The organism is Bradyrhizobium sp. RDI18 (assembly GCF_043203335.1).
GTDB lineage: Bacteria > Pseudomonadota > Alphaproteobacteria > Rhizobiales > Xanthobacteraceae > Bradyrhizobium > Bradyrhizobium retamae.
The window spans coordinates 2,129,873-2,148,859 of the sequence record NZ_JBICRN010000008.1; the positions used below are offsets into that span (position 1 = coordinate 2,129,873).

14 protein-coding genes and 5 pseudogenes are annotated in these 18,987 nt (G+C 59.1%); 10 read left to right on the forward strand and 9 right to left on the reverse strand.

Annotated features, from left to right (window positions below; all coding sequences use genetic code 11):
• Window positions 1–198 precede the first annotated feature (198 nt).
• From ACFXS9_RS19345 to ACFXS9_RS19355, 3 genes and pseudogenes are all read left to right on the forward strand, one after another.
• A complete protein-coding gene (locus tag ACFXS9_RS19345) occupies window positions 199–327 on the forward strand; it encodes a hypothetical protein (protein ID WP_283807557.1) in 129 nt (42 codons plus the stop codon).
• A gap of 22 nt (window positions 328–349) precedes the next feature.
• Window positions 350–1,513, forward strand: a pseudogene (locus ACFXS9_RS19350) (ISL3 family transposase); the annotation flags it as partial.
• A gap of 125 nt (window positions 1,514–1,638) precedes the next feature.
• On the forward strand, window positions 1,639–2,667 hold the full coding sequence (locus ACFXS9_RS19355) for an IS110 family transposase (protein ID WP_392699863.1): 1,029 nt from the start codon (window positions 1,639–1,641) through the stop codon (window positions 2,665–2,667).
• A gap of 344 nt (window positions 2,668–3,011) precedes the next feature.
• Here ACFXS9_RS19355 and ACFXS9_RS19360 read toward each other — a convergent pair.
• Window positions 3,012–3,544: pseudogene (locus ACFXS9_RS19360) on the reverse strand (transposase); the annotation flags it as partial.
• Window positions 3,545–4,354: 810 nt separating this feature from the next.
• Window positions 4,355–7,483: a Ulp1 family isopeptidase gene (locus ACFXS9_RS19365; protein WP_392691199.1), complete on the reverse strand. Its 3,129-nt coding sequence runs from the start codon at window positions 7,481–7,483 to the stop codon at window positions 4,355–4,357.
• A gap of 477 nt (window positions 7,484–7,960) precedes the next feature.
• On the opposite strand from ACFXS9_RS19365, the pseudogene ACFXS9_RS19370 reads away from it, so the two are divergent.
• The 3 genes and pseudogenes from ACFXS9_RS19370 to ACFXS9_RS19380 form a co-directional block, all read left to right on the forward strand.
• Window positions 7,961–8,141, forward strand: a pseudogene (locus ACFXS9_RS19370) (hypothetical protein); the annotation flags it as partial.
• Between the two features lie 212 nt (window positions 8,142–8,353).
• Window positions 8,354–8,476 carry a hypothetical protein gene (locus ACFXS9_RS19375; protein ID WP_392691202.1) on the forward strand — a complete coding sequence of 41 codons (123 nt, stop codon included), beginning with the start codon at window positions 8,354–8,356 and terminating at the stop codon, window positions 8,474–8,476.
• A 462-nt stretch (window positions 8,477–8,938) separates the two neighbouring features.
• Window positions 8,939–9,544: pseudogene (locus ACFXS9_RS19380) on the forward strand (transposase).
• Here ACFXS9_RS19380 and ACFXS9_RS19385 read toward each other — a convergent pair.
• Together ACFXS9_RS19385 and ACFXS9_RS19390 are read right to left on the reverse strand one after the other, a co-directional pair.
• On the reverse strand, window positions 9,435–9,791 hold the full coding sequence (locus tag ACFXS9_RS19385; protein WP_392699865.1) for a helix-turn-helix domain-containing protein: 357 nt from the start codon (window positions 9,789–9,791) through the stop codon (window positions 9,435–9,437). The pseudogene ACFXS9_RS19380 and the gene ACFXS9_RS19385 sit on opposite strands and share 110 nt — an antisense overlap.
• Window positions 9,676–10,488 (reverse strand): hypothetical protein, encoded by an 813-nt coding sequence (locus tag ACFXS9_RS19390; protein WP_392691205.1) that lies wholly within the window; start codon window positions 10,486–10,488, stop codon window positions 9,676–9,678. The genes ACFXS9_RS19385 and ACFXS9_RS19390 overlap by 116 nt, the downstream gene beginning before the upstream one ends.
• A gap of 1,298 nt (window positions 10,489–11,786) precedes the next feature.
• On the opposite strand from ACFXS9_RS19390, the gene ACFXS9_RS19395 reads away from it, so the two are divergent.
• The 4 genes from ACFXS9_RS19395 (at window position 11,787) to ACFXS9_RS19410 (ending at window position 15,047) form a co-directional block, all read left to right on the forward strand.
• Window positions 11,787–12,191 (forward strand): hypothetical protein, encoded by a 405-nt coding sequence (locus tag ACFXS9_RS19395; RefSeq protein ID WP_392691208.1) that lies wholly within the window; start codon window positions 11,787–11,789, stop codon window positions 12,189–12,191.
• 1 nt (window position 12,192) lies between these two features.
• Window positions 12,193–12,882, forward strand: coding sequence for a response regulator (locus tag ACFXS9_RS19400; RefSeq protein ID WP_392691211.1), 690 nt, complete (start codon window positions 12,193–12,195; stop codon window positions 12,880–12,882).
• A 73-nt stretch (window positions 12,883–12,955) separates the two neighbouring features.
• Window positions 12,956–14,371: a type II and III secretion system protein family protein gene (locus tag ACFXS9_RS19405; protein WP_392699867.1), complete on the forward strand. Its 1,416-nt coding sequence runs from the start codon at window positions 12,956–12,958 to the stop codon at window positions 14,369–14,371.
• A 10-nt stretch (window positions 14,372–14,381) separates the two neighbouring features.
• Window positions 14,382–15,047: a CpaD family pilus assembly lipoprotein gene (locus tag ACFXS9_RS19410; protein ID WP_392691214.1), complete on the forward strand. Its 666-nt coding sequence runs from the start codon at window positions 14,382–14,384 to the stop codon at window positions 15,045–15,047.
• A gap of 38 nt (window positions 15,048–15,085) precedes the next feature.
• On the opposite strand, the pseudogene ACFXS9_RS19415 reads toward ACFXS9_RS19410, so the two are convergent.
• From ACFXS9_RS19415 to sctQ, 5 genes and pseudogenes are all read right to left on the reverse strand, one after another.
• Window positions 15,086–16,124, reverse strand: a pseudogene (locus ACFXS9_RS19415) (EscU/YscU/HrcU family type III secretion system export apparatus switch protein).
• Window positions 16,121–16,942: a type III secretion system export apparatus subunit SctT gene (sctT, locus tag ACFXS9_RS19420; protein WP_392691217.1), complete on the reverse strand. Its 822-nt coding sequence runs from the start codon at window positions 16,940–16,942 to the stop codon at window positions 16,121–16,123. Before sctT ends, ACFXS9_RS19415 begins: the two are co-directional and overlap by 4 nt.
• Window positions 16,943–17,227, reverse strand: a complete 285-nt coding sequence (locus ACFXS9_RS19425; protein ID WP_057847258.1) for an EscS/YscS/HrcS family type III secretion system export apparatus protein — start codon at window positions 17,225–17,227, stop codon at window positions 16,943–16,945.
• A 2-nt stretch (window positions 17,228–17,229) separates the two neighbouring features.
• Window positions 17,230–17,895: a type III secretion system export apparatus subunit SctR gene (gene sctR, locus ACFXS9_RS19430; RefSeq protein WP_108523099.1), complete on the reverse strand. Its 666-nt coding sequence runs from the start codon at window positions 17,893–17,895 to the stop codon at window positions 17,230–17,232.
• A complete protein-coding gene (sctQ, locus tag ACFXS9_RS19435) occupies window positions 17,888–18,943 on the reverse strand; it encodes a type III secretion system cytoplasmic ring protein SctQ (RefSeq protein ID WP_392691222.1) in 1,056 nt (351 codons plus the stop codon). The genes sctR and sctQ overlap by 8 nt, the downstream gene beginning before the upstream one ends.
• Window positions 18,944–18,987: the final 44 nt, after the last annotated feature.

An 18,987-nucleotide genomic window follows, 5' to 3' on the forward strand; every position in this document is an offset into this window, starting at 1 on the left:
GTTGCTGGAAACGGACGGCGGCTCACGCGTTCGTGTTTATCCTGAAGCTGGTTGAAGAACGCGCTTGGGCTGCAATCTCGGGTCGACGGGGCGGCGCATGGGGGAAGTTTTACCGCACACCCAGCGGCATAGGCTTGCTCGCACCAGGGGCACCCACGGGAAATGCGCTGCGCAATACGAGCGTTTGGATAAAAGGAAATGGCGATCGCGAAATTCAACTTACTTATTGCCGAGGTCCGCGCGGCACTCGAGCGGCTGATCGATGTCTGGCAGACCTTTGACTTGCCCACCGCCACGGCGACAAGGTCCGGCTTGGCCTCAACCTGATTGAGCGCCCGCGCCGCCGTGAGCTCGACACCGGATGCTGCCGGTGAGCAAGGATACGCTCCTTCGCGTGGTCCGACGCCGTAGCCGTCCGCCGGCTGACCCGCTCAGGGTCATCGGCATTGGTGATTGGGCCTGGCGGCGCAATCACCGATACGCCAGCATCATCTGCAATCTGGAAAGGCGCCGAATCGTCATGCTGCTGCAGGACCGAGAGCCCGCGACCGCCCAAGCCTGGCTCGCTGCTCGTCCCACGATCGCGATCGGCGCGCGCGACCGCGGTGGAGGATATGGCGAAGCCGCGGCAAAGGCCCTGCCGCACGCGATACAGGTCGCGGATCGTTGGCATCTGATGGAGAACGCCAGTCGGGCCTTCCTCGATGCCGTCCGCAAATCGATGCGCCAGATCCGCAGCGCAATCGGGGCGACCACGATTGATCCCAAGCTGCTCACCGCCGCCGAGCGCCTCCAGTATGAGGGCTATCTCCGGCGCGAAGAGACCAACGCGGCCATCCTGGCCCTGTCGAAGAGCGGCACACCGGTCAAACAGATCGTGCGCCAGACCGGCCATAGCAGGAAGCTGGTGCGACAGGTGATCCGTGGCGAGCACCACGATGTCTTCCGGACCCGGCAGAATTCGCTCGATCAGCATCTGCCATGGCTCGACGATCAGTGGGCGTCCGGCTGTCGAAACGGGGCTGAACTCTGGCGCCGCTTGCAGGCGCGGGGCTTCCGAGGCTCCCTTCGTGTCGTCGGCGAATGGACGACCGCAAACGGCGGGCCGAAAAGGCAGATGTCGAAAACCTTCCGGATCCCATCAGCCAGAGCGATCGCTCGTCTGATGACGGTCGGACGGGATACGCTGTCGAAGGCAGAGACCGTAACTGTCGCCGCCATCGAAGCTGGCGTTCCCACCCTGGTCGAGGCTCGAGAGATCATCGCTCAATTCCACGGGCATGATCCGGCGAAGAGCCGCTGCCGAGCTGTCCCCCTGGATCGATCGTGCTCGCGCCAGCCTTGTCGCATCGTTCGCCCGCGGCGTGACGAACGATGAAGCGGCGGTTCGCGCGGCGATCACTTCGCCCTGGTCCAACGGACAGACCGAGGGCGCCTCAAACTCGTCAGACGGCAAATGTACGGCCGCGGCAAAATCGATTTGCTTCAGGCTAGGCTGATGGGCGCTCAATGAATGAGCTGCACCAAAAGTGCGTCAGAGCCAATATTGCAAACGATGACGTAATTGCGGTCGGCGCCCGCGGCTCGAAAGGTCCGCTATGTTCAAGCCTTCCGCAATCTCGCGAATCGGAGGGGACTATGAAGCAATATGTTGGGCTGGACGTCTCGCAAAAAGAAACGTCAGTATGCGTGGTCAACGAAGTGGGTCAGGTCTTGTTCGAGGGAAAGGCCAAGTCCGACCCGGGGGCGCTGACGGCACTGCTTCGCAGGCGAGCGCCACAGGCGGAGCGCATCGGATTCGAGACCGGGGCGATGGCGAGTTGGCTCTGGCATGAACTTCGTAGGGTTGATCTTCCGGTGGTCTGCATCGACGCGCGTCATGCCCACGCGGCTTTGTCCGTACGCATGAACAAGAGCGATCAGAATGATGCTCGAGGTTTGGCCGAACTGGTGCGGGTCGGCTGGTATCGAGAAGTCAAAGTCAAGAGCGAGGAAAGTCAGAAGATACGCGCGATACTCGTCGCGAGATCTCGGCTCGTGGCCATTCGTCGAGATATCGAGAACCAGGTCCGCAGTCTAATCAAAGAATACGGCCTGCTCTTCCCACGTGCGATCGGACGGCAGTTTCGCAATCAGGTCTGCGAGCTATTGGGCGAGGATCATCAGCTCCGCGGTGTGATCGCGCCGCTTCTGTCGATCCATGAACAGATCTGCAAGCAGCAAAGCAAGTTCGACGACGAAATCCGCCAATTGGCGAAGTCAGATGAGACGACGCGCCGCCTAATGACGGTTCCTGGTGTCGGCGTGGTGACCGCCTTGACCTTCCGCCATACGATCGACGACCCATCGCGCTTCCGATCGGCATCAAGTGTCGGCGCCTATCTGGGTCTTACGCCTCGACGCAACCAGTCTGGCGAAACTGACATCAATGGCAAGATATCACGATGGGGCGACCGTCTTCTTCGAACTTACCTGTACGAGGCGGCGACCGTCCTGCTTTATCGAACGAAGAAATGGTCCTCTCTCAAGGCTTGGGGCATGAAGCTCGCCAAGCGAATTGGCATGCGAAAGGCAAAGGTCGCCATCGCGCGCAAAATCGCCATCGTTCTTCACTGTATCTGGGTCGATGGCACATCCTTCGACTGGGGCCAGGCAAAGGAAGCCTGATCCGTTTTTGTAAACTTCCTGGTCCGGTCTGCCGGACTGGCGATGTCCCGCTGGGACGGTGTTGTGGCGACCTCGTTCATTCGGCTGGTGGCGGCTTGACTGTACTCCGCTGCAGACGTTGAGGCGTCCGACCCGGACATCATCATGAGGCGCTGCGCGACCTCGGAAAGGACCATGACCCCAGCGAAGACATCAACAAGCGGGGCAATCTAATGCCATGGCCGGCAGGGCAAGTATCAGCCGCGCCCGCGCCGTCTCCGCAATCCGGACCAGCTCCGACGGCGCGAGCACTACCACCGTGCCGTGGGCGAGTTCAGAAATGTAAGCTTGACAACAAACTGCAATTAAAGGGCCGAATGACAGGCGGCAGCGAAGGTAAAAGCCCATGCGACGCGATCACGGCCACGGAAGCTGGTCTTCTCCTGCCCGGCGACTGTCTTGATCCAGCCGAATGCCTCCTCGATGCGCTTGCGGATGCGCTGGCTGATGGCATATCCGCCGTGCCGGTTTGTTCGCCCCTCGATCGCGGAACTGCGGCCGCTCGTGTTCTGCGCAACATGCGGCGGCACGTTCATCGACCGCAGCTCGTTAACGAAGTCTTCTGCATCGTAGGTTTTGTCCGCGTCAAGCGTGATCGCTGTCAGCCGGTCGGCATGCGGCTCGATCATGTGCAGCGCGGCCACCCGTTCGGCATGCCCGTCGGCCTGCGTCAGGCAGGCGTCGACCAGCAGACCGTGGCGGTTCTCCATCAGCCCATGGCCGATGAAGCACAGCTTCGTCTCCTTGCCTTTACCCTTGCGGTAGAGCCTGGCATCGGGATCGGTGTCGAAGCACGGGTGTCGTTCGAGCGTTTCTGGCCATGGAAGTCCGCGTCGGCCGTTCCGATTGGTGATCGGACATCGCCTGCTTGCCCCGCGCAATTCCGCGATACAAGCGCATGCATCAAGTTTTCGAGCCAATGCATGCCAGCCTCCATAGTCGCGAGTTGAACTTGGCAGAGTTGACAGCGATCTTGAAGGCGCGCATTACCTTGCGGCGATTTGTTGGCTGCCCGCACCCCTCCACGCCGGCTGTTGTTTGGTAACGTGTGAGAAGAGCCGACGCTGTCCCTACCGCGCCCGCGCTGCCAGAGAAGTCAGTGGCGACGTGACTCGGCGCTGGGGCGTGCCGCAAGCGCTGTCCCTACCGCGCGCCGCCAACTCCCACAGCCGGCCACCGCCTCAGCTTGCTACGCTGACCTGCCGCCCTGGGAGGGCAGCCAGAGCTTGCCGCCGGATTGTATCACCCGAAAGACGCGCGACGCACCTACCAGGATTGGTTGGTCACCATGCCGCCCATGTCTGAACGACTGCTGTTGGTTTACGAATCAAATGGCAAGCCCGCATCAGGCGGCCTTTTGGTGACTGATCCGGCCAGTAATGTCCGATCAATGCCGCGGTGTCGCTCGATCAACCGCCTTCCACAAGGTCGGCCAATTCGAGCCGCAGCATCTCGTCATCCTCAATCGCTCGCGCCGGTCAGGCGATTATCGGCGATAACACAGCTGTCGTGGGGCATTGCCAACGCCACGGCCAGATTTACTGCGCGAGCAAGCGGATTCGGAGTCGCCGACTTGCTGCAGAGGACGGCCAAAGGCCGCCCCCTAATCCTGGAGATCGCCACCCGTACAGGACGGGGCGCATCCACATCAGCCCCTCAGTCGGTTCTGCAGTGCCTGCCGATCGACGACGAGGTTGTCGAGGTTCAGGTCTGCCTGCTGTCTTTCCGCCAATCGCCTAACCAGCGCCCGCGTACCGTCCACCACGAAGACGCCGCAATCATAGCCGTTCCTCTGCTGGCTTATGGGGGCGTCTTGCAGGTTGGCTCCCACCCGTGCTGCGAGCATTGCTGCAGGTCTGTCATTGTGTCCCCGGGCGGAGTCGTAGTGGTAGGCAACCGGCCTTTCGCGATCGCGGCGGTCCACCAGCAGCAACGACCAATGGGTGCCGCGGCGATTGATGTCCGTAGCGCTGGCATCGTTCACCGGCAAGAACAGGAAGTCGGCTGTATCGTTACCATTCCGATCATCGACAATGCGATGGAATGCGCGTAGCGCGTCGATCTCGGTACCCTGGCCCACCCGAAAGGCCATGAGAGGATCCACGAACCGAGTCCGGGCGGCGAGATTTGGATTGCTCCCCCGCAACTCCTGCGCCAGGAGTTCGTAGTCCCGCTGGATATGCTCGTCACCCAGCCATTCCCTGGCTCCGAGCACCCGTCCGCTGCGGTCGCCGGAAGAGGCACTCGTAGCCGGAGCGCCGATCCGGGCATCAGGAACCGAGGATGGGCCAGGATGATGGATAAGCTGAGCGTCGCTGCGTCCTCGCGGCCCTAACGTGATCGAGTAGGTCTCACCGTTGATAGAGACCGGCTGCGGAACCATTCGCGAACTCGGCATCAGCATTTTGTTGTCGAGTACATCGAGCAGGAAATCCGGGACAGGCTGGGAGCCATGCTGCCAATCGTCGCCGACGAGATGTCCAATATCCTCTAGCTCTTGAGACACGCCTGATGGCGCGATGAAGAACGGGGGTCTGCCGGCAGGGCTAAGCACCGGCGCTGACTGAGCATCGTCACGCATCTCCTGCGGTGTGGGAAACATGCTCGCGTCAAAGTCGGATGGCACGCGCGGCGACCAGGTTGAGCTCGACCCAGCCGGGCCTTGCGGCGTCGGCCACTCACTTGGGTCGAAGTCGGACGGCACTCGCGGCGACCAGGTTGAGCTCGACCCAGCCGGGCCTTGCGGCGTCGGCCACTCACTCGGGTCGAAGTCGGACGGCACTCGCGGCGACCAGGTTGAGCTCGACCCAGCCGGGCCTTGCGGCGTCGGCCACTCACTCGGGTCGAAGTCGGACGGCACTCGTGGCGACCACGATAAGCTCGACCCGGCAAGCGGCGATTCCTGACTCGGCCGCTCAGGGAAGGCCACACCCAGCGCTCTGTTTGCTTCGACGAGCCGTAGGTACGGCCCAAGCTGGTTGAGTAGCTTGTTCAAACTCAGGCCGATGTTCCGTTTGGCTTGGGTGAATTCCCGGTAATCTACGTTCAACGACCGTTGCTGCTGATCATTGCCGTTGATTCGACTCACTATGCTCTCTCTACCCGTGGTTCGGAGCCAATCACTGAAGCTACGTTGCGCCGAAGCAGTATTCCGCACATCTTTCTTTTTCGATTGGGAAGCCGGGTCGGATCCGAGCTTGCTTAGCTGTTCCTTGGCCAGGCCATCGATGATGCTGGCGTCGTCGTCATAAGGATGAAGCCGGCGAGGATGAAGAGGATGAAGCCCGTGCTGGAGCTCGCCGCGTAGGTACCCCCGAAGGTTGTTGATCCCCAAGCGGATTGCCGGATAGCCAATGTCTCGCTTGAACTCCGAGATATCTTTCTGCAATTGTTTCTCCTGCTCCTCACTGCCGTTGAGTCGACTCTCTATGCTCTCCCTGCCCTCTCTTTTCAGCCAGTCACTAAGCCTGCGCTGATTACTAGCGACGTTGAGGATAGGCGCCCTCTCTTTGGCAGTCGATTCAGGTCCAAGCCTGCCCAAGGCTACGTCAGTGGCGCCGTCGATGATGCCGGCGTCGCTCTCATAAGCACTCAAAGTACGGCGCCCCATGACGCGTGGCCCCGGTCCGAGTGTTTCGAACCCTCCCCCGTCAGGCTGAAGCCTTCGGAGATGATTCAGGGCCGTAAAGAGGCGGCCCTTGTGGTCATTCTCCTCGCCGTAGGCCATGATGTCCTCGGCTAATTCGTCAGTTCGAAACCGAGAAGTCAGGGATGGCTTCTGTTTGGCTGTGAGCCACTCAGCAAAGTGCGTAAGAACATCCGTATGAGCTCTGAAGGTATTGCCGGGAACATTATGTGCCCGGGCTGCTGCCGCGTACTGGCGAATGAGTAGCGCGTCTCCGGTAAGGGGCGGCGGAGAAGGAGGAGGAGACAACAACTCGCCGGCGCGGGACTTCCGAAGCGCTTCCAATGCGGCATGCACTCGCTTTATGCCCCCCGCATTCACAAATTCATTCGCATGGGCCTTCAACTGAATAGGGTTTTCAAGCAGGCTAGCCAGTGTCAAGTTGTTGGACTTTAAAAAGTCGCAGAACCGGCCCAGATGTTGCGCCATCTTCTCAATGCTACTGGGAGCATAACTGCCTGCAGCCCGTCGCGCGAACTCGGAAATGAGGGCCGCGTCCTCTTCGGATGCGCGGCTGCGCTTGTAGCAATCGATACGAAGCTCTGAATAGACCACATCCGAAGCCGGGCCACCGATCGACTTTTCATCGCGACTTCCTCCGAAGACTTTGCCGAGCCCTGATTTAACGCGAGAAAACAGTCCTCCGCTCTTCTTATCCCTTGTCCGCGCGACGGGCTCCGGTTCCAATGGTGCTGTATAGCGCGTGCCACTCAATAGCCTGTCACGCAAGTCAGACTGCGATGCCCCAGCAGGTGAGCCACCAAGGTGAGCGCGAGGCAGATCTACGCTGTAGCGCGTGCTGTTGATCGAGTTGCCCAGAGGATTGGACTGCGGCGGCATCCGCATCGAACCGCCAACGTCAGTGCGCTGGATACTGTCATGCGCCTTTGCGGGTCGAGTGTCGGGCGAACTCAGCTCAGCCGAGCTCTCATCAGAGGAACTGAGTTGCAGGTCGCTCAGCTGCTGCTCAAAGCCAGCTTGATCCGCAGGCATGTGGTCCGACTCTTGCCTCGTCCGCTGCTGCTCTTGCAGGGCAGCGTACTGATGTATCCAAGCGTCCGTATTGAACCATCCGTTATAGTTGTGCTCCACATCACTCTCCCTATATGAGGTAAATCTTCATAGCTGACCCGGAGCTAAGCTGGACTCAGAGGATCCAGCTTGAGAAAGCCGATCGCTGAGGTCGACAACAAAGCCACAGAACGACAGTCGTACCCCTTCTCCCAGTTCGCTCATTACCTGCACCCTCCTTTTGAAAGAGCGGTGCGGCACGTCGGGATTGAACTTGGCCCGAGTAGACGCAAGACGTCCGCTTTCATCTCGAACAAGCCGTCCTACTCCGGCTTCAATTTGGAATTTGGGCGCACGTTCGGTCTAAGGTTACAACCTCACGCCACGTACGGTTCAAGCCCTGACGGCTCTGGCGAGGCTGCTTGAGGTTGTGCAGGTGTCGAGAAAGCGGGTTCGCCTTGCGCTTGGCGATCTCCTTCCGCTTCAGGCGCAGCAACCGCGTGAGGCTGCCCCTCACCTGCATCAAGGAAGTATTTGGCAGTCGCCGTGTGGTTCGAGCGGCTGGTTGAGGACTTGCGCCGCGCCGGCAAAACCATCGTGGTCATCTCTCACCGACTCAGCACTATCTGTGGTTGCCGGCAGGATCGTCGTCTTAGACAAGGGGCGGATGATTGCGGAGGGCAGGCATACTGATCTGCTATGTGAAGGCGCTTACAAGGCGTGTGGTTCATCGTGCTGATCCTGGGTTGAACACGGCTTTGACAGGCGGGGGAGTGGCCTGTCACATCTGCCCTTTTGGCCAGCGAAGTGAGATCGAATTCATGCCTTTGCCCGAATCTTGCGAACCCGGTGTGTGCAAGGGGAGCTGACCATGGGACCGGTACTCAACGATGGTGTGTTCTACTTCGGCGTCATCGACGCCCGCGTGATATCGGCGGCCTGTTCGTTGCGGTGCTGATCCTGTTCGGCAAGGATTGGACTGGTATCTTCAGGCGCGTCGGTCCGGCGCTCGGGACGGTTATCGGCAGCAACATCGCAGCGATCCCCGGGGCGACCAAATGGCTGATGGGCTGACCATGGGTAAGCGCTGGAATGCATGGAATGTCGAGTTCGTGCGGCGATCTTCGGACATGCGCTAGGTCAAGGGCGCAACTGTGTCAACCCGGTCGATACAGTGGAAGGGCTCGATGCGCTCGGTCATGTGACAAGCGAACTGCTTGCGCATCAAAGTGCAGGGGATCCGGATCGACCGGGCGACGCTGGGCAACTGGTCCGGTCGCGCCTGCTTCCATCTCCAGCCTGTCGGCGATCACATGCCGCCGCCATCTGGCGATGGCAGATCGCCTGTTCATGGATGAAACCACGGCGCCGATGCTCGATCGCGACGCGGCCAGACCAAGAAAGGCTTCTTCTGGGCGATCGCTCCGACGACCGCGGCCATAGCGGCCCAAGTCCGCCGATCGTGCTGTTCCGAATGCGTCCGGACGCAGCGGCGCTTTCGCCGAGCAGTTCCTGGGCGCTTTTAACGGGCGCTTCCTGCAATGTGACGGGTACAAGGGCTACGATCGGCTCGCCGAGCTCGCTCGCCCGCAAGGGCCGTGGACGCTCGTGCATTGCTGAAGCCATCTGCGCCGGCGCTTCGTCAAGCTGGCGCGCAACAGCAAATCGGCGATCGCCGAGGCCGCGGTGCGGCAGATCGCACAGCTTTACGCCATCGAAGCCACGGTCCGCGGTCTATCCCCGGACATCCGGCTGGCCGCACGCAAGGAGCATTCGCTACCCATCGTCGCCGCGTTGAAGCCATGGTTCGAGAAACAGCTGTCGATGATCTCGAGCGGCTCGATGCTCGCCGAGGACATCCGCTACGCACTCAATCATTGGCCGGGACTGACGCGCTTCCTCGATGACGGGCGTCTCGAGCTCGACACCAATCCGGCCGAAAACGCGATCCGGCCGATCTGCTTGACCAGAAAAAACGCGCTCTTCGCCGGTCATGACGTTGGCGCGTCATACTACTCATCTGGTGATGCCCTTATAAAGGAAGGAGATTTTGCTGCGGATATCGAGATATCGGACGACGCGATCGTCTGGCATCGGCTTCGCGGCACACAGCGCCTCGCTGCAGGTCGGCGATCCGGATAATCCAGGGCGCCCCGCCGCACAGCTGCCGGGCCGGAAGGGCGCCACTGCTGACCATCCGATAGGCGGTCGTGCGGCTCACCTTCAGAATGTCGGCGGCTTCATCCAACGTCACTTCGGCGCGCTCGGCTCGTTCACATTTGCGGTAGACAGGAATGCCGTTGGTTTTCCGGAGACTGCAAACGTGGGATCGTGTCCAACTCGCACCATGTGCAGTCAGCTTGCCGGACCGATTGAGGATCGCAGCGATTGCCGTGTCCGATAATTGCCTCGCCAATGCGCGAACGAGATCGAGGACAGCGGCTTCGACCGTCCAGCGGGTCTGTCCGATTTTGTTCTTTTTGACCGTCAACTGGGTGTGGTCGCCGCCTTGCGAGTGAATGATGAGCGCCAATTGTATCGCCCACGACATCGACGATGATTTCTTTGACAAATAGTCTGATGATCTTCTTGCGTGTCTCGATGGACGCCACGGGACTGTTCCACGCCTTGGTCAAATCCTGGCCGAGAGTCATCAGCCTCGCGCGATCCGCGGCGGAAAGACTGGAGCATGCTGCGTCTGTTTGAGGGTCTCGAGCTGGGCCTCCTCCGCCACCGGATCGGCCGAGATCATCATCGACAAGCTGGACGTCTTCCCAGCCAAGCTCCCGCGCGCGTTCGACCAAGCCATACTGGCGTCGTTGGCTCTCGAGATTGTTGACGACCTGATACGCTGTGGATTGGCGGATGTACACGAAAGCGGCACGGGCCAGGTGCGCGAGCGTGATCTTACTCATTGCCTGCTCCATTTTTGCCGTTGGCCTGAGGCTCGTTGGCGGCTTCGCCGCAGCTTCCGTTAGCAATACTCGCAGAAGCGCCACCGCCTTCTGGCGTTCGGCGCCACTCCTATCGCCGGGCCGGGTCACGGGAAGGAACAGATCCATTTGCGCACGACACTGCTTTCTCATTGTCGAATCCTCCGGGGAAGGAATTGCGAGATGTCTCAAACCCGTAAGGGGTCGAACCGCTCGACTTCAGCAGCCCTCCCCGAGCAGACCGATAGCCCGCCAGCGGCGTGCGTCGATGGGGAGACCTAGAGGCTGCCCGAACGCACTCCGCATCACTGCGATGCGCATGGCTTCCGAATGTATAAATTTTACCGTCAGGGGAGCTTGGCTGCTCGCTCCAAGAGATATGGGCATTGATGGACCGGGAAACTTGCTTTTTGACTTATTGCCCAGGTTTGGAGCGAATTGAACTGAATTCGCGGGTGCCAGGTTGTTGCTGAGATCGTAGTCGCAACATCACGATGCCAAGTAATTCAGTCTTCATCTTGCAATTGACGTCTTGGAATGATCAGCCGTACGGAACCTGTCGCCCATCATGACAGGCGCCGGTCTTCCGTCCAGATGACAACGAATGGTGAGTCTCGGCGCCAGCGAAGGCCCTCTGGTTCCCGTAAGATGCTTTGCTGCTTTGATGCGTCGCGGTGCTTTTTATCCAATTTCCCATGGTGGCTGCCTCAGCAAGCCTGCGATTTTTTTAAATAATTATGCACGAGCTCTCGAAGGGACTTGAATCGCACGTAGCGTCAGACTGTAGGGTTTCAGACATCAGTCGCGACAATGCGTCGCGTGCAACACTTTCTGACAGGTAGCAAGAATTGCGAATGTCTCTAACCCGTAGGGCCACACCGCTCGACCCCGTCACGCTTCTCGGTCAGTCCACTCGAAAGCCTGTTGGCAACGTAGCCTACGCGCCGGACGGGGTACCCGCGCCGGCCAAGTTGAGGCGGCAACAGCACGAGGAGCTCAAGAGCAGTACTCGCTGTCGTCGCGTACCCGTTGTCGGAGGGGAAATGAAGTTGAGTCCAAGTTCGGTATCCGCCGCCGTTCTTCCCGAGAGGTGGAATGCAGGCGGCGGAACCACCCGAACCACATGCCTGATAACGCCGCTGCGGGGACGGACTCGCCATTCTTCGGTGTGCCAGATGGGCCGCAGCCAAGCGGGCGCGTTGGATCTGTCTAAATGCAGGGTTTTCTCGCGCTCCCGATGCACGTCACCGCCCACCGAGCCAATCTTTTCATAGCCCGCGGCGCATTGGTTGTTTCGTCCCACGTTAGCGGCATCTAGAGCATCGGCCCGCTGCGGGGGTGCGATCTGTCTTCACGCGTTCAAGGTTGCATTTGCTATGACCAAACGACCTCACAGGTCGATGGCATAGCAAGACTCACCGCAGAGTCAGGGCAACATGGGGAGCTTCCAAATGTCTCGTATCAGTTCGGATGCCAATCCAGCCATTCTCTCTTGTGCTTTGGTTTCGATTGCGCGTGCTGGCAATGCGCTCGCCGAGCCGATGACCGGAAGCACTGCCGAGATTGGCGCGAAGATGCACGAGGGTCCTGCCACAGCGCTCAATGCTCTGACTGATTCTGGTCTGGTTCCCGACATCAAGACCACGTTGACTGTCAAGGACGCATGCGATCCACAGCAAACGGCCGAAATTGCTAATCGACAGGCAATGGGCGGAGCGATGTTGGCCGTTGGCAACATTGCTCTTCTTAGTCGGTACCGTCTCCCGACGTTTACGTTGAAGCTGGAGAACTCAATTTCGCCCGACTTCATGGTCGACGGTGATCTGCTTGGTAGTTTTGGCATGAAGAGGCAATGAAATGCGAACGCTACTGGTTGATCATGATGCGGACCTTGCGCGCGCTGTGCAAGAAGCGCTCTCGGATTGCGGTTTCGCCGTTGATGTGGCGGGCACGCTGGATGAGGCGGCGACCGCTCTCGACTACGCCAAGTACGACATTCTCCTGCTCGAGTTGGCCCTACCGGATGGAAACGGCCTGGACTGGCTGAAGCGGTTGAGACGCGACGGACATTTGATGCCTGCCATGGTGATGAGCAGCCGCAATGATCTCGGTAGGCGGATCGCCATTTTCAATGGTGGTGCAGACGATTTTCTGCCCAAGCCCGTGTCTACTGATGAACTCATCGCTCGGATGCGAGCCATTCTGAGGCGATCAACGCAAATGACAGCCCCCGTCGTTGTGTTTGGTAATCTAAAATTCGATCCGATCGCCCGGCAAGTTTCAGTTGGTGGTCGGCCGCTAAAGATTGCACGCCGCGAAGTGTGCATTCTTGAGCATCTGCTCAGCCGCGCAGGTCGCGCCGTGCCACGCGCGTCGCTGGAGGATAGCCTCTATGCGTTTGACAACGAGGTCTCTACCAATGCACTTGAAGTCGCAATCTATCGCTTGCGCGGTCATTTGAACCAGTCTGGTGCGACGCTACGGATCACAACTGCACGCGGCGTCGGCTATATCCTTGAATTGAACAGCGCGGCATCGGCCGCGTAGTCGATCGAACTTGAAAGCAAAGACTACCTTGAAGATCGCTCTTGATAATGAGGGTGGCAGCGATCGACGCTCGATCGTCGCTAGCGCCCTGTGGTCTGCCGTTTGTCCTTCTCTTTCCCACCTCCTGTGCGCGGTCGCTTTGCTATCGCCACTAACTTCCGCAGCTCAGACGACGCGGGACGCTAGAGGGGGGCCGCCGCGCGCGGCTCCTAGCAGCATCAAGGGGACGCTGGTCCTTTCCTCCTCGCTCGGCAAGACAATTCATCTGCCCGGGCCGGCGGCGAGCATCTTTGTTGCCGACCCGACAATCGCGGATTATCAAGCGCCATCGAACACGACCATCTTCGTCTTTAGCAAGAAGTCCGGACGGACCAGCCTGTTCGCTTTGAACGACAATGGGGAAGCTCTCGCCGAGTTTCGAGTTATCGTCACGCAATCGATCGAGGATCTGCGTGCCATGCTGAAGGCCCAGGTCGGCGACTATCCGATCCAAGTCAGCTATACCCCCCGCGGCGCGATCCTTAACGGTACGGCTCCCAATGCCGATGTCGTCGCCACTGCCGTGAGGGTCACAGAGCAGTTTCTCGGTCCGGGTGCGCTGGTCTTCAATAAAATTCAGGTCGCCGGGTCGTTACAGGTCAATCTGAGCGTTCGCGTAGCGGAGGTCTCACGCAGCGCCATGAAGGAGCTCGGCATCAATCTCTCTGCTTTGGGTCAGAATGGCACTTTTTTCTTTAGCAGCGGCAAAGGTACTGGTTCCGGCACGGCTAGCGGCGGCGGCAAGGCAGGTATCGGCTTCAGCGCCGGTAGTATCAACGTCGGCGCTGTTCTCGACGCGCTCGCCAGCGAGCACCTCGCTTCCGTACTGGCTGAACCGAATCTCACCGCAATGTCCGGTGAGTCCGCGAGCTTCCTGGCGGGCGGCGAATTTCCAATTCCGGTCATGCAGGACAACCGACAGGTTTCGATCCAATTTCGTCACTATGGAGTGAGCCTCGACTTCGTCCCGACTGTTCTTAACAACAATCAAATCAATGTCCGCGTGAAACCTGAGGTCAGCGAGATTTCGAAAGAAGGTGAGGTCAAAGTGAACGGAATGGCCGTGCCCGCCCTTTCTACGAGGCGTGCGGAGACGGTTATCGAGCTTGGGAGCGGACAAAGCTTTGCAATAGGCGGGCTAATCAGGCGTAACTTCAGCACGGATATCAGTACTTTTCCTTGGTTAGGCGACCTGCCCATTCTCGGTGCGCTGTTTCGCTCTTCGTCCTTTCAAAAGCAGGAGACGGAGCTCGTTATTGTTGTCACGCCTTACATCGTGCGGCCAGCATCGAACCCGAACCGGATGAGCGCCCCCGCCGACCGCGTCGGACCGCCCTCAGATATGGGGCGCACCTTGACGAATACGTTGGCAAGTCCGCCGCGAGGCCGCGACGCTCCGCGCACCAGTGTACCAGGCGCGACAGGCGGCGCCGGCTTTATTATCGAATGAGGATCGTCGAATGACTTTACGAGCCCTGCCCCATCTGTTGGTTCTGATGGCGAGCCTAGGCGGCTGCACAAGCACTGCGCTGATCAACACTGGGCCGGCTGAACAAGCAATCATGGTGCAGCAGCAGAACAGTGTCTTGGTGCTGAAGAGCCTTCGTGGCCTCGAGCGGTATCGACTGAGGGATTTCATTGCCGGCGCCAGTCGCGGTCGGTTTGATGCGCTCCATCTCGATATCACCGGCTCGCCCCGGCTCGCCGCGCAGGTAGCCAGCGAGGCCCGCGCAATGGGCGTCGCGCCTTACAACGTCCGCCTGTTCGGCTCTCGCATCGACCGGCCTGTCGGCTTCGCGGTACGAATCGAGGCAATTGTCTATGAAGCACGTCCTCCCGTATGTCCGTCCCTTTCGATCATTGGTCCTTCGATTAACGATAATTCGTTCGACCAGACGCTAGGCTGCTCAATCCGCAACAATCTGGGAGTCATGGTCAACGATCCGGGCGACCTGCTGGACAATAGAGCTGTCATGGCAACAAAAGGCGATCGTGCCGCCATTCCTGTTGCCACATATGGGTCCATGGGGCGACGCAACAAGAGCGACTTGGAAGATGGAATTGGCAACAGGTCCTCGCCAGAAGCCGGGTCAACGGCGACGAGGGATATACAGTCGCCTCGATAGCGCGCCGGATGGCGCAATATTGCTGCCATAAGCAATGTCTAGACCAGCCCGGCGGAATAGAGTGCTCTCGCAACCCCTTCAAAGTACTCCCCAGGAACGACGTTGCCCAGCCTGGCATTCCGGATGAGCTGTCGCGCCAGGGCTGGATCCTGGACAATGCTGAGGCGCAGCGACTGCGCCTCAACAAGCAGTCGTGAGGCAAGTTCGCCCTCACCACGGCAAACCACGATCGGCACGCCGGTCTCGCCACGAATGTAGCGAAGCCCAATCAAGATCGCTTGTCCTGTCACTATCAATGTAGCGCGATGCACGCCAAGCGGAGGCTCGTTCGCCGTCTCCTGACGAAGGCGACGGTGTTCTCGTTTGACCTGCGGATTGCCCTGCTGTTCTTTGGTCTCGCGCTTGGCCTCGGTCTCCGTCATGCGCATGTCCTGTAAAAACAACCAGCGCTGGATAAGAAGATCGGCCAATCCGGCGATCAGAAAAGCACCGGCAGCAATTTCGGTCAGCAATTTGATCTCAGTGAACACGAAGTTGAGACACCCCCTACCGCAGGTTGGCAAGTATACCAGCGCCTTCCAACTTGCGATAACCGTGAGTAGCAAGCTTGCGCCGAGAACGCACACCTTAAGAAGCGACTTCGAGAGTTCAATGAGCGACCGCTTAGACGCAATCCGCTTGAGCCCCTTCATGGGATCCAAGTTCTCGAATTTCGGCTTTAAGGGCTCGAAAGAGACGTTTAATCCACCATTGGCCAGGACCCCCCGCTAGAATACCAGCGGCAACACCGGCCGCGAGGAATGGACCAACGGCCGCAAGAAACAGTTCGATCAAGCCGCCCAGCGCCTGCTGGACCGCGCTTGTGAACGGCTGCCCCTGCAGTTTGTCGATTAGCCGTATCGTCTCATACCACTTGGTCTCAATGAGGCCGGCTCTTAACCAGAGGCAGCCGAAACCGGCGCAAACACTGACTGCGCTGACCAAATCGGTGCTGCGCGGACTCTGCCCTTTGTTGCGCGCATCTTTTAGCTTCTTGGGAGTGGGAGGGAGCTTCTTCTCTTCGCTCGAGCCACTCATTTAAGGAGGTTCTTGAACAACTCGAGCACGGTGTTGGACTGACTGATTTCCGATCCCATATATTCGACGAGGAACGTGGCGTAACTTACCATAATTATCCCATACGCCAGATTCTTCATGGTGGGAGAGACATCGTTCAGTTTGAGTTGCGGCGCAAACCGCCCGAGTATCATGACCGATACATCGAGTAGCAGCAGGAATGCCAACACGGGGCCAGAGACCAGTAGCGCCGTATACATGATGTGATCGAGAAGCCCCAGAAATGCCATCGCGCCTTGCACGGTCAAGCTAGGCATCAGCCGATACACGGGCCAGATCAAATAGCTGCCATAAAGGCCCCTAATCATATTCTCCAATCCCCCGGCTAGAACGAAAATCGCAATCGCAGTGGTACCGAGTAAAACCGCTGTCGCCGAAGCCTGGCCGCGCGTGGCTGGATCATCGGAAGCAACAGGGTTCGTAATCCCCCGTTGGGTATCGATGATCTCACCCACTGCCTGGATGCTCCATAACGGAATACTGAGCAAAAAGCCGATGAGCAGGCCGACGAACACCTCCTTCAAACCGAGCAGCGTGACACTGATCAGTCGTGAGCCCTCATCCAGCGACTGCAATCCGTGCCTGATCTGCAACAGGCATGGCAGTCCCATCGCAAAGGTCACGCAGCCGCGAATCAGCCCGCTAATGCGCGGCAGCGTAAATACGGGAAGGACCAACATAATGCCAAGGGCGCGGGCTGCCGCGAGCCCGGCTGCAAGCACGAGTTCGAGCGCCGCCTGGATCAGAGTTTGCGTCTCGGTGAGTGAGGGGACGTTCATCTAACGTCGGCTAATACTTGCTGTGAGTGCGGGAAAGTCGGTAAATACCTGCTCTGCTTCCTTGATCAGCGCGGCGCTGAGCACTGGAGAGAACAAAGCGATCACCGCGACAACGACAAGAAGCTTCACAGTCAGTGGCAAAGTTTGATCCTGAAGCTGCGTTGCCGCCTGGATGATGCCGACGACCAAGCCGACAACGACCGCCGCGATAAGCGGTGGCAGAACCCAGATCATGAAGAGCACAAGTGACCGGCTCATATGAGTGAGAATGCTCGCCTCATCCATGCTCAGCCTCCCGGCGTTGTGTAGCTGAGCACCAGCCCGTGCATGAGCCGCGACCAGCCGTCGATTGAGACGAATAGAAACAGCTTAAACGGCACGGATATCACCGTTGGCGAAACCATCGACATACCCATAGCCATCAAGATGGTCGTTACAATCAGATCGATGGTGATAAAGGGCAGATAGAGAAGAAAACCAATTTCGAAGCCACGCTTGAGTTCTGAAATTAGGAAAGATGGCACCAGAATGACCAGGTCATCGGCGCTCACGTTGCCGCGCATGTCCTCGGGCCAGACCTGTTCGGTTGAAGCCAAGAAGAAACGGCGCTGCTCGTCAGCGGTGAACTTCTTCAGATGCCCGCGCAGCGGCTCCTGCGCCTCCTTTGCGGCGCTCAGCCAATCATCGACCGTTTGGTAGCGGAGTTGTGGCGCAGAAAGGCGATTATAGGTCTGTTCAATCACTGGCGCGCTAATGAAAACTGTCAGGATCAGCGCCGCGCCATATAGAACGAGGTTTGGTGGGATAGATTGAGTTCCGAGCGCGTTGCGAACGAGGAAGAGCACGACGGACACCTTTATGAACGCTGTGCTTGTTACGACTAGGAACGCCAGCAGGCCAAGGCCGGCTGTGAGCGCAAGGAGTCCAAGGATTCCCGGTTGAATGTCAGTCATTGACGGCCAGCCTGCCCCGCAACCTGACGCCAAGCTCCCCGCCGATGCTTACGATGTCCCCGCGGCCTATGCGACGGCCGTTAGCAAGGATATCAACCGGTCCGTCGAGCGGTCGGCCAAGTTCGAACACATGTCCCTCGCTGATATCCCTCAAGGCTCCGAGTGCGACAGTCCAGCGGCCGCATTCGAAAACAAGAGTAATCTCGATGTTGTCGAGATCACTTTCAGAGGGCGGCCGGGGTTTTTCGGATTGAGTCATCAAATGTGCACACTCCAGGGGATGTGGTTGGAGGCGGAATGCCCCTCGCACGATCAAGCGATCCTCTGCAACATGTGCCGGAGCCCATAAGGTTCCCGCGTTGAGGATGGCTTGGCCACGGGCCAAGGGTATTACGTCCGGCAATAGAGCGTCTCCTGCATTTGCTTTCCCTAGCAGCGCAACCGTCGCACGGAGCGAACCGATCTCTCCCTTAACGATGACAGGCAATTCTGGGGGAAGCTGGCGTGCCTCTCGCGGCAGCTGCCTGAGCAGTCCGCCTAACGCCCGAAACGCGGGTGGAACTGAACCATCGAGAGGTGAGAACAGGAACAGGCGCGCTTTTCCCTTGAATGGGCGGTAGGTGATTTCGAGCTCCAGATAAGGACCCCGAGCCATTGCTTCGCTCAAACAGATCAGCTGCAACTTCTGTTGTGTCAGACCCTCTAGTTGATCGAGCAACGGATCGAGTGCAAATTCGACGAGGAGCGAACGAGTGGGCTCGGCAGGTAGGCCAAGCTCACTTTGCACCGTCGCGATCAGCCCATCTACAACCGGACGGGCCAACGATAAGATAATTGTTTCATGTCCGATGGCCCAAGCGCAGTCGAGCATCGATACGGCACACGGCTCCGGCTCCCAGACAAGCCGTTCCATCCGTACGGATAGCGGCTTATCGCGGAGACGGCTTTGCAGAGGCTTGCGGGCAGCAGCGATCTCGTTGAGCCAAGAGACGACCGCAGGGGACAGGGTTAGCGCCGGTTTAAATCCCGATTGTTCACCCGTAGCCATGGTCACAGGCGCGTCCACAAGACAAGGCGCTTTCGCTCGCATAG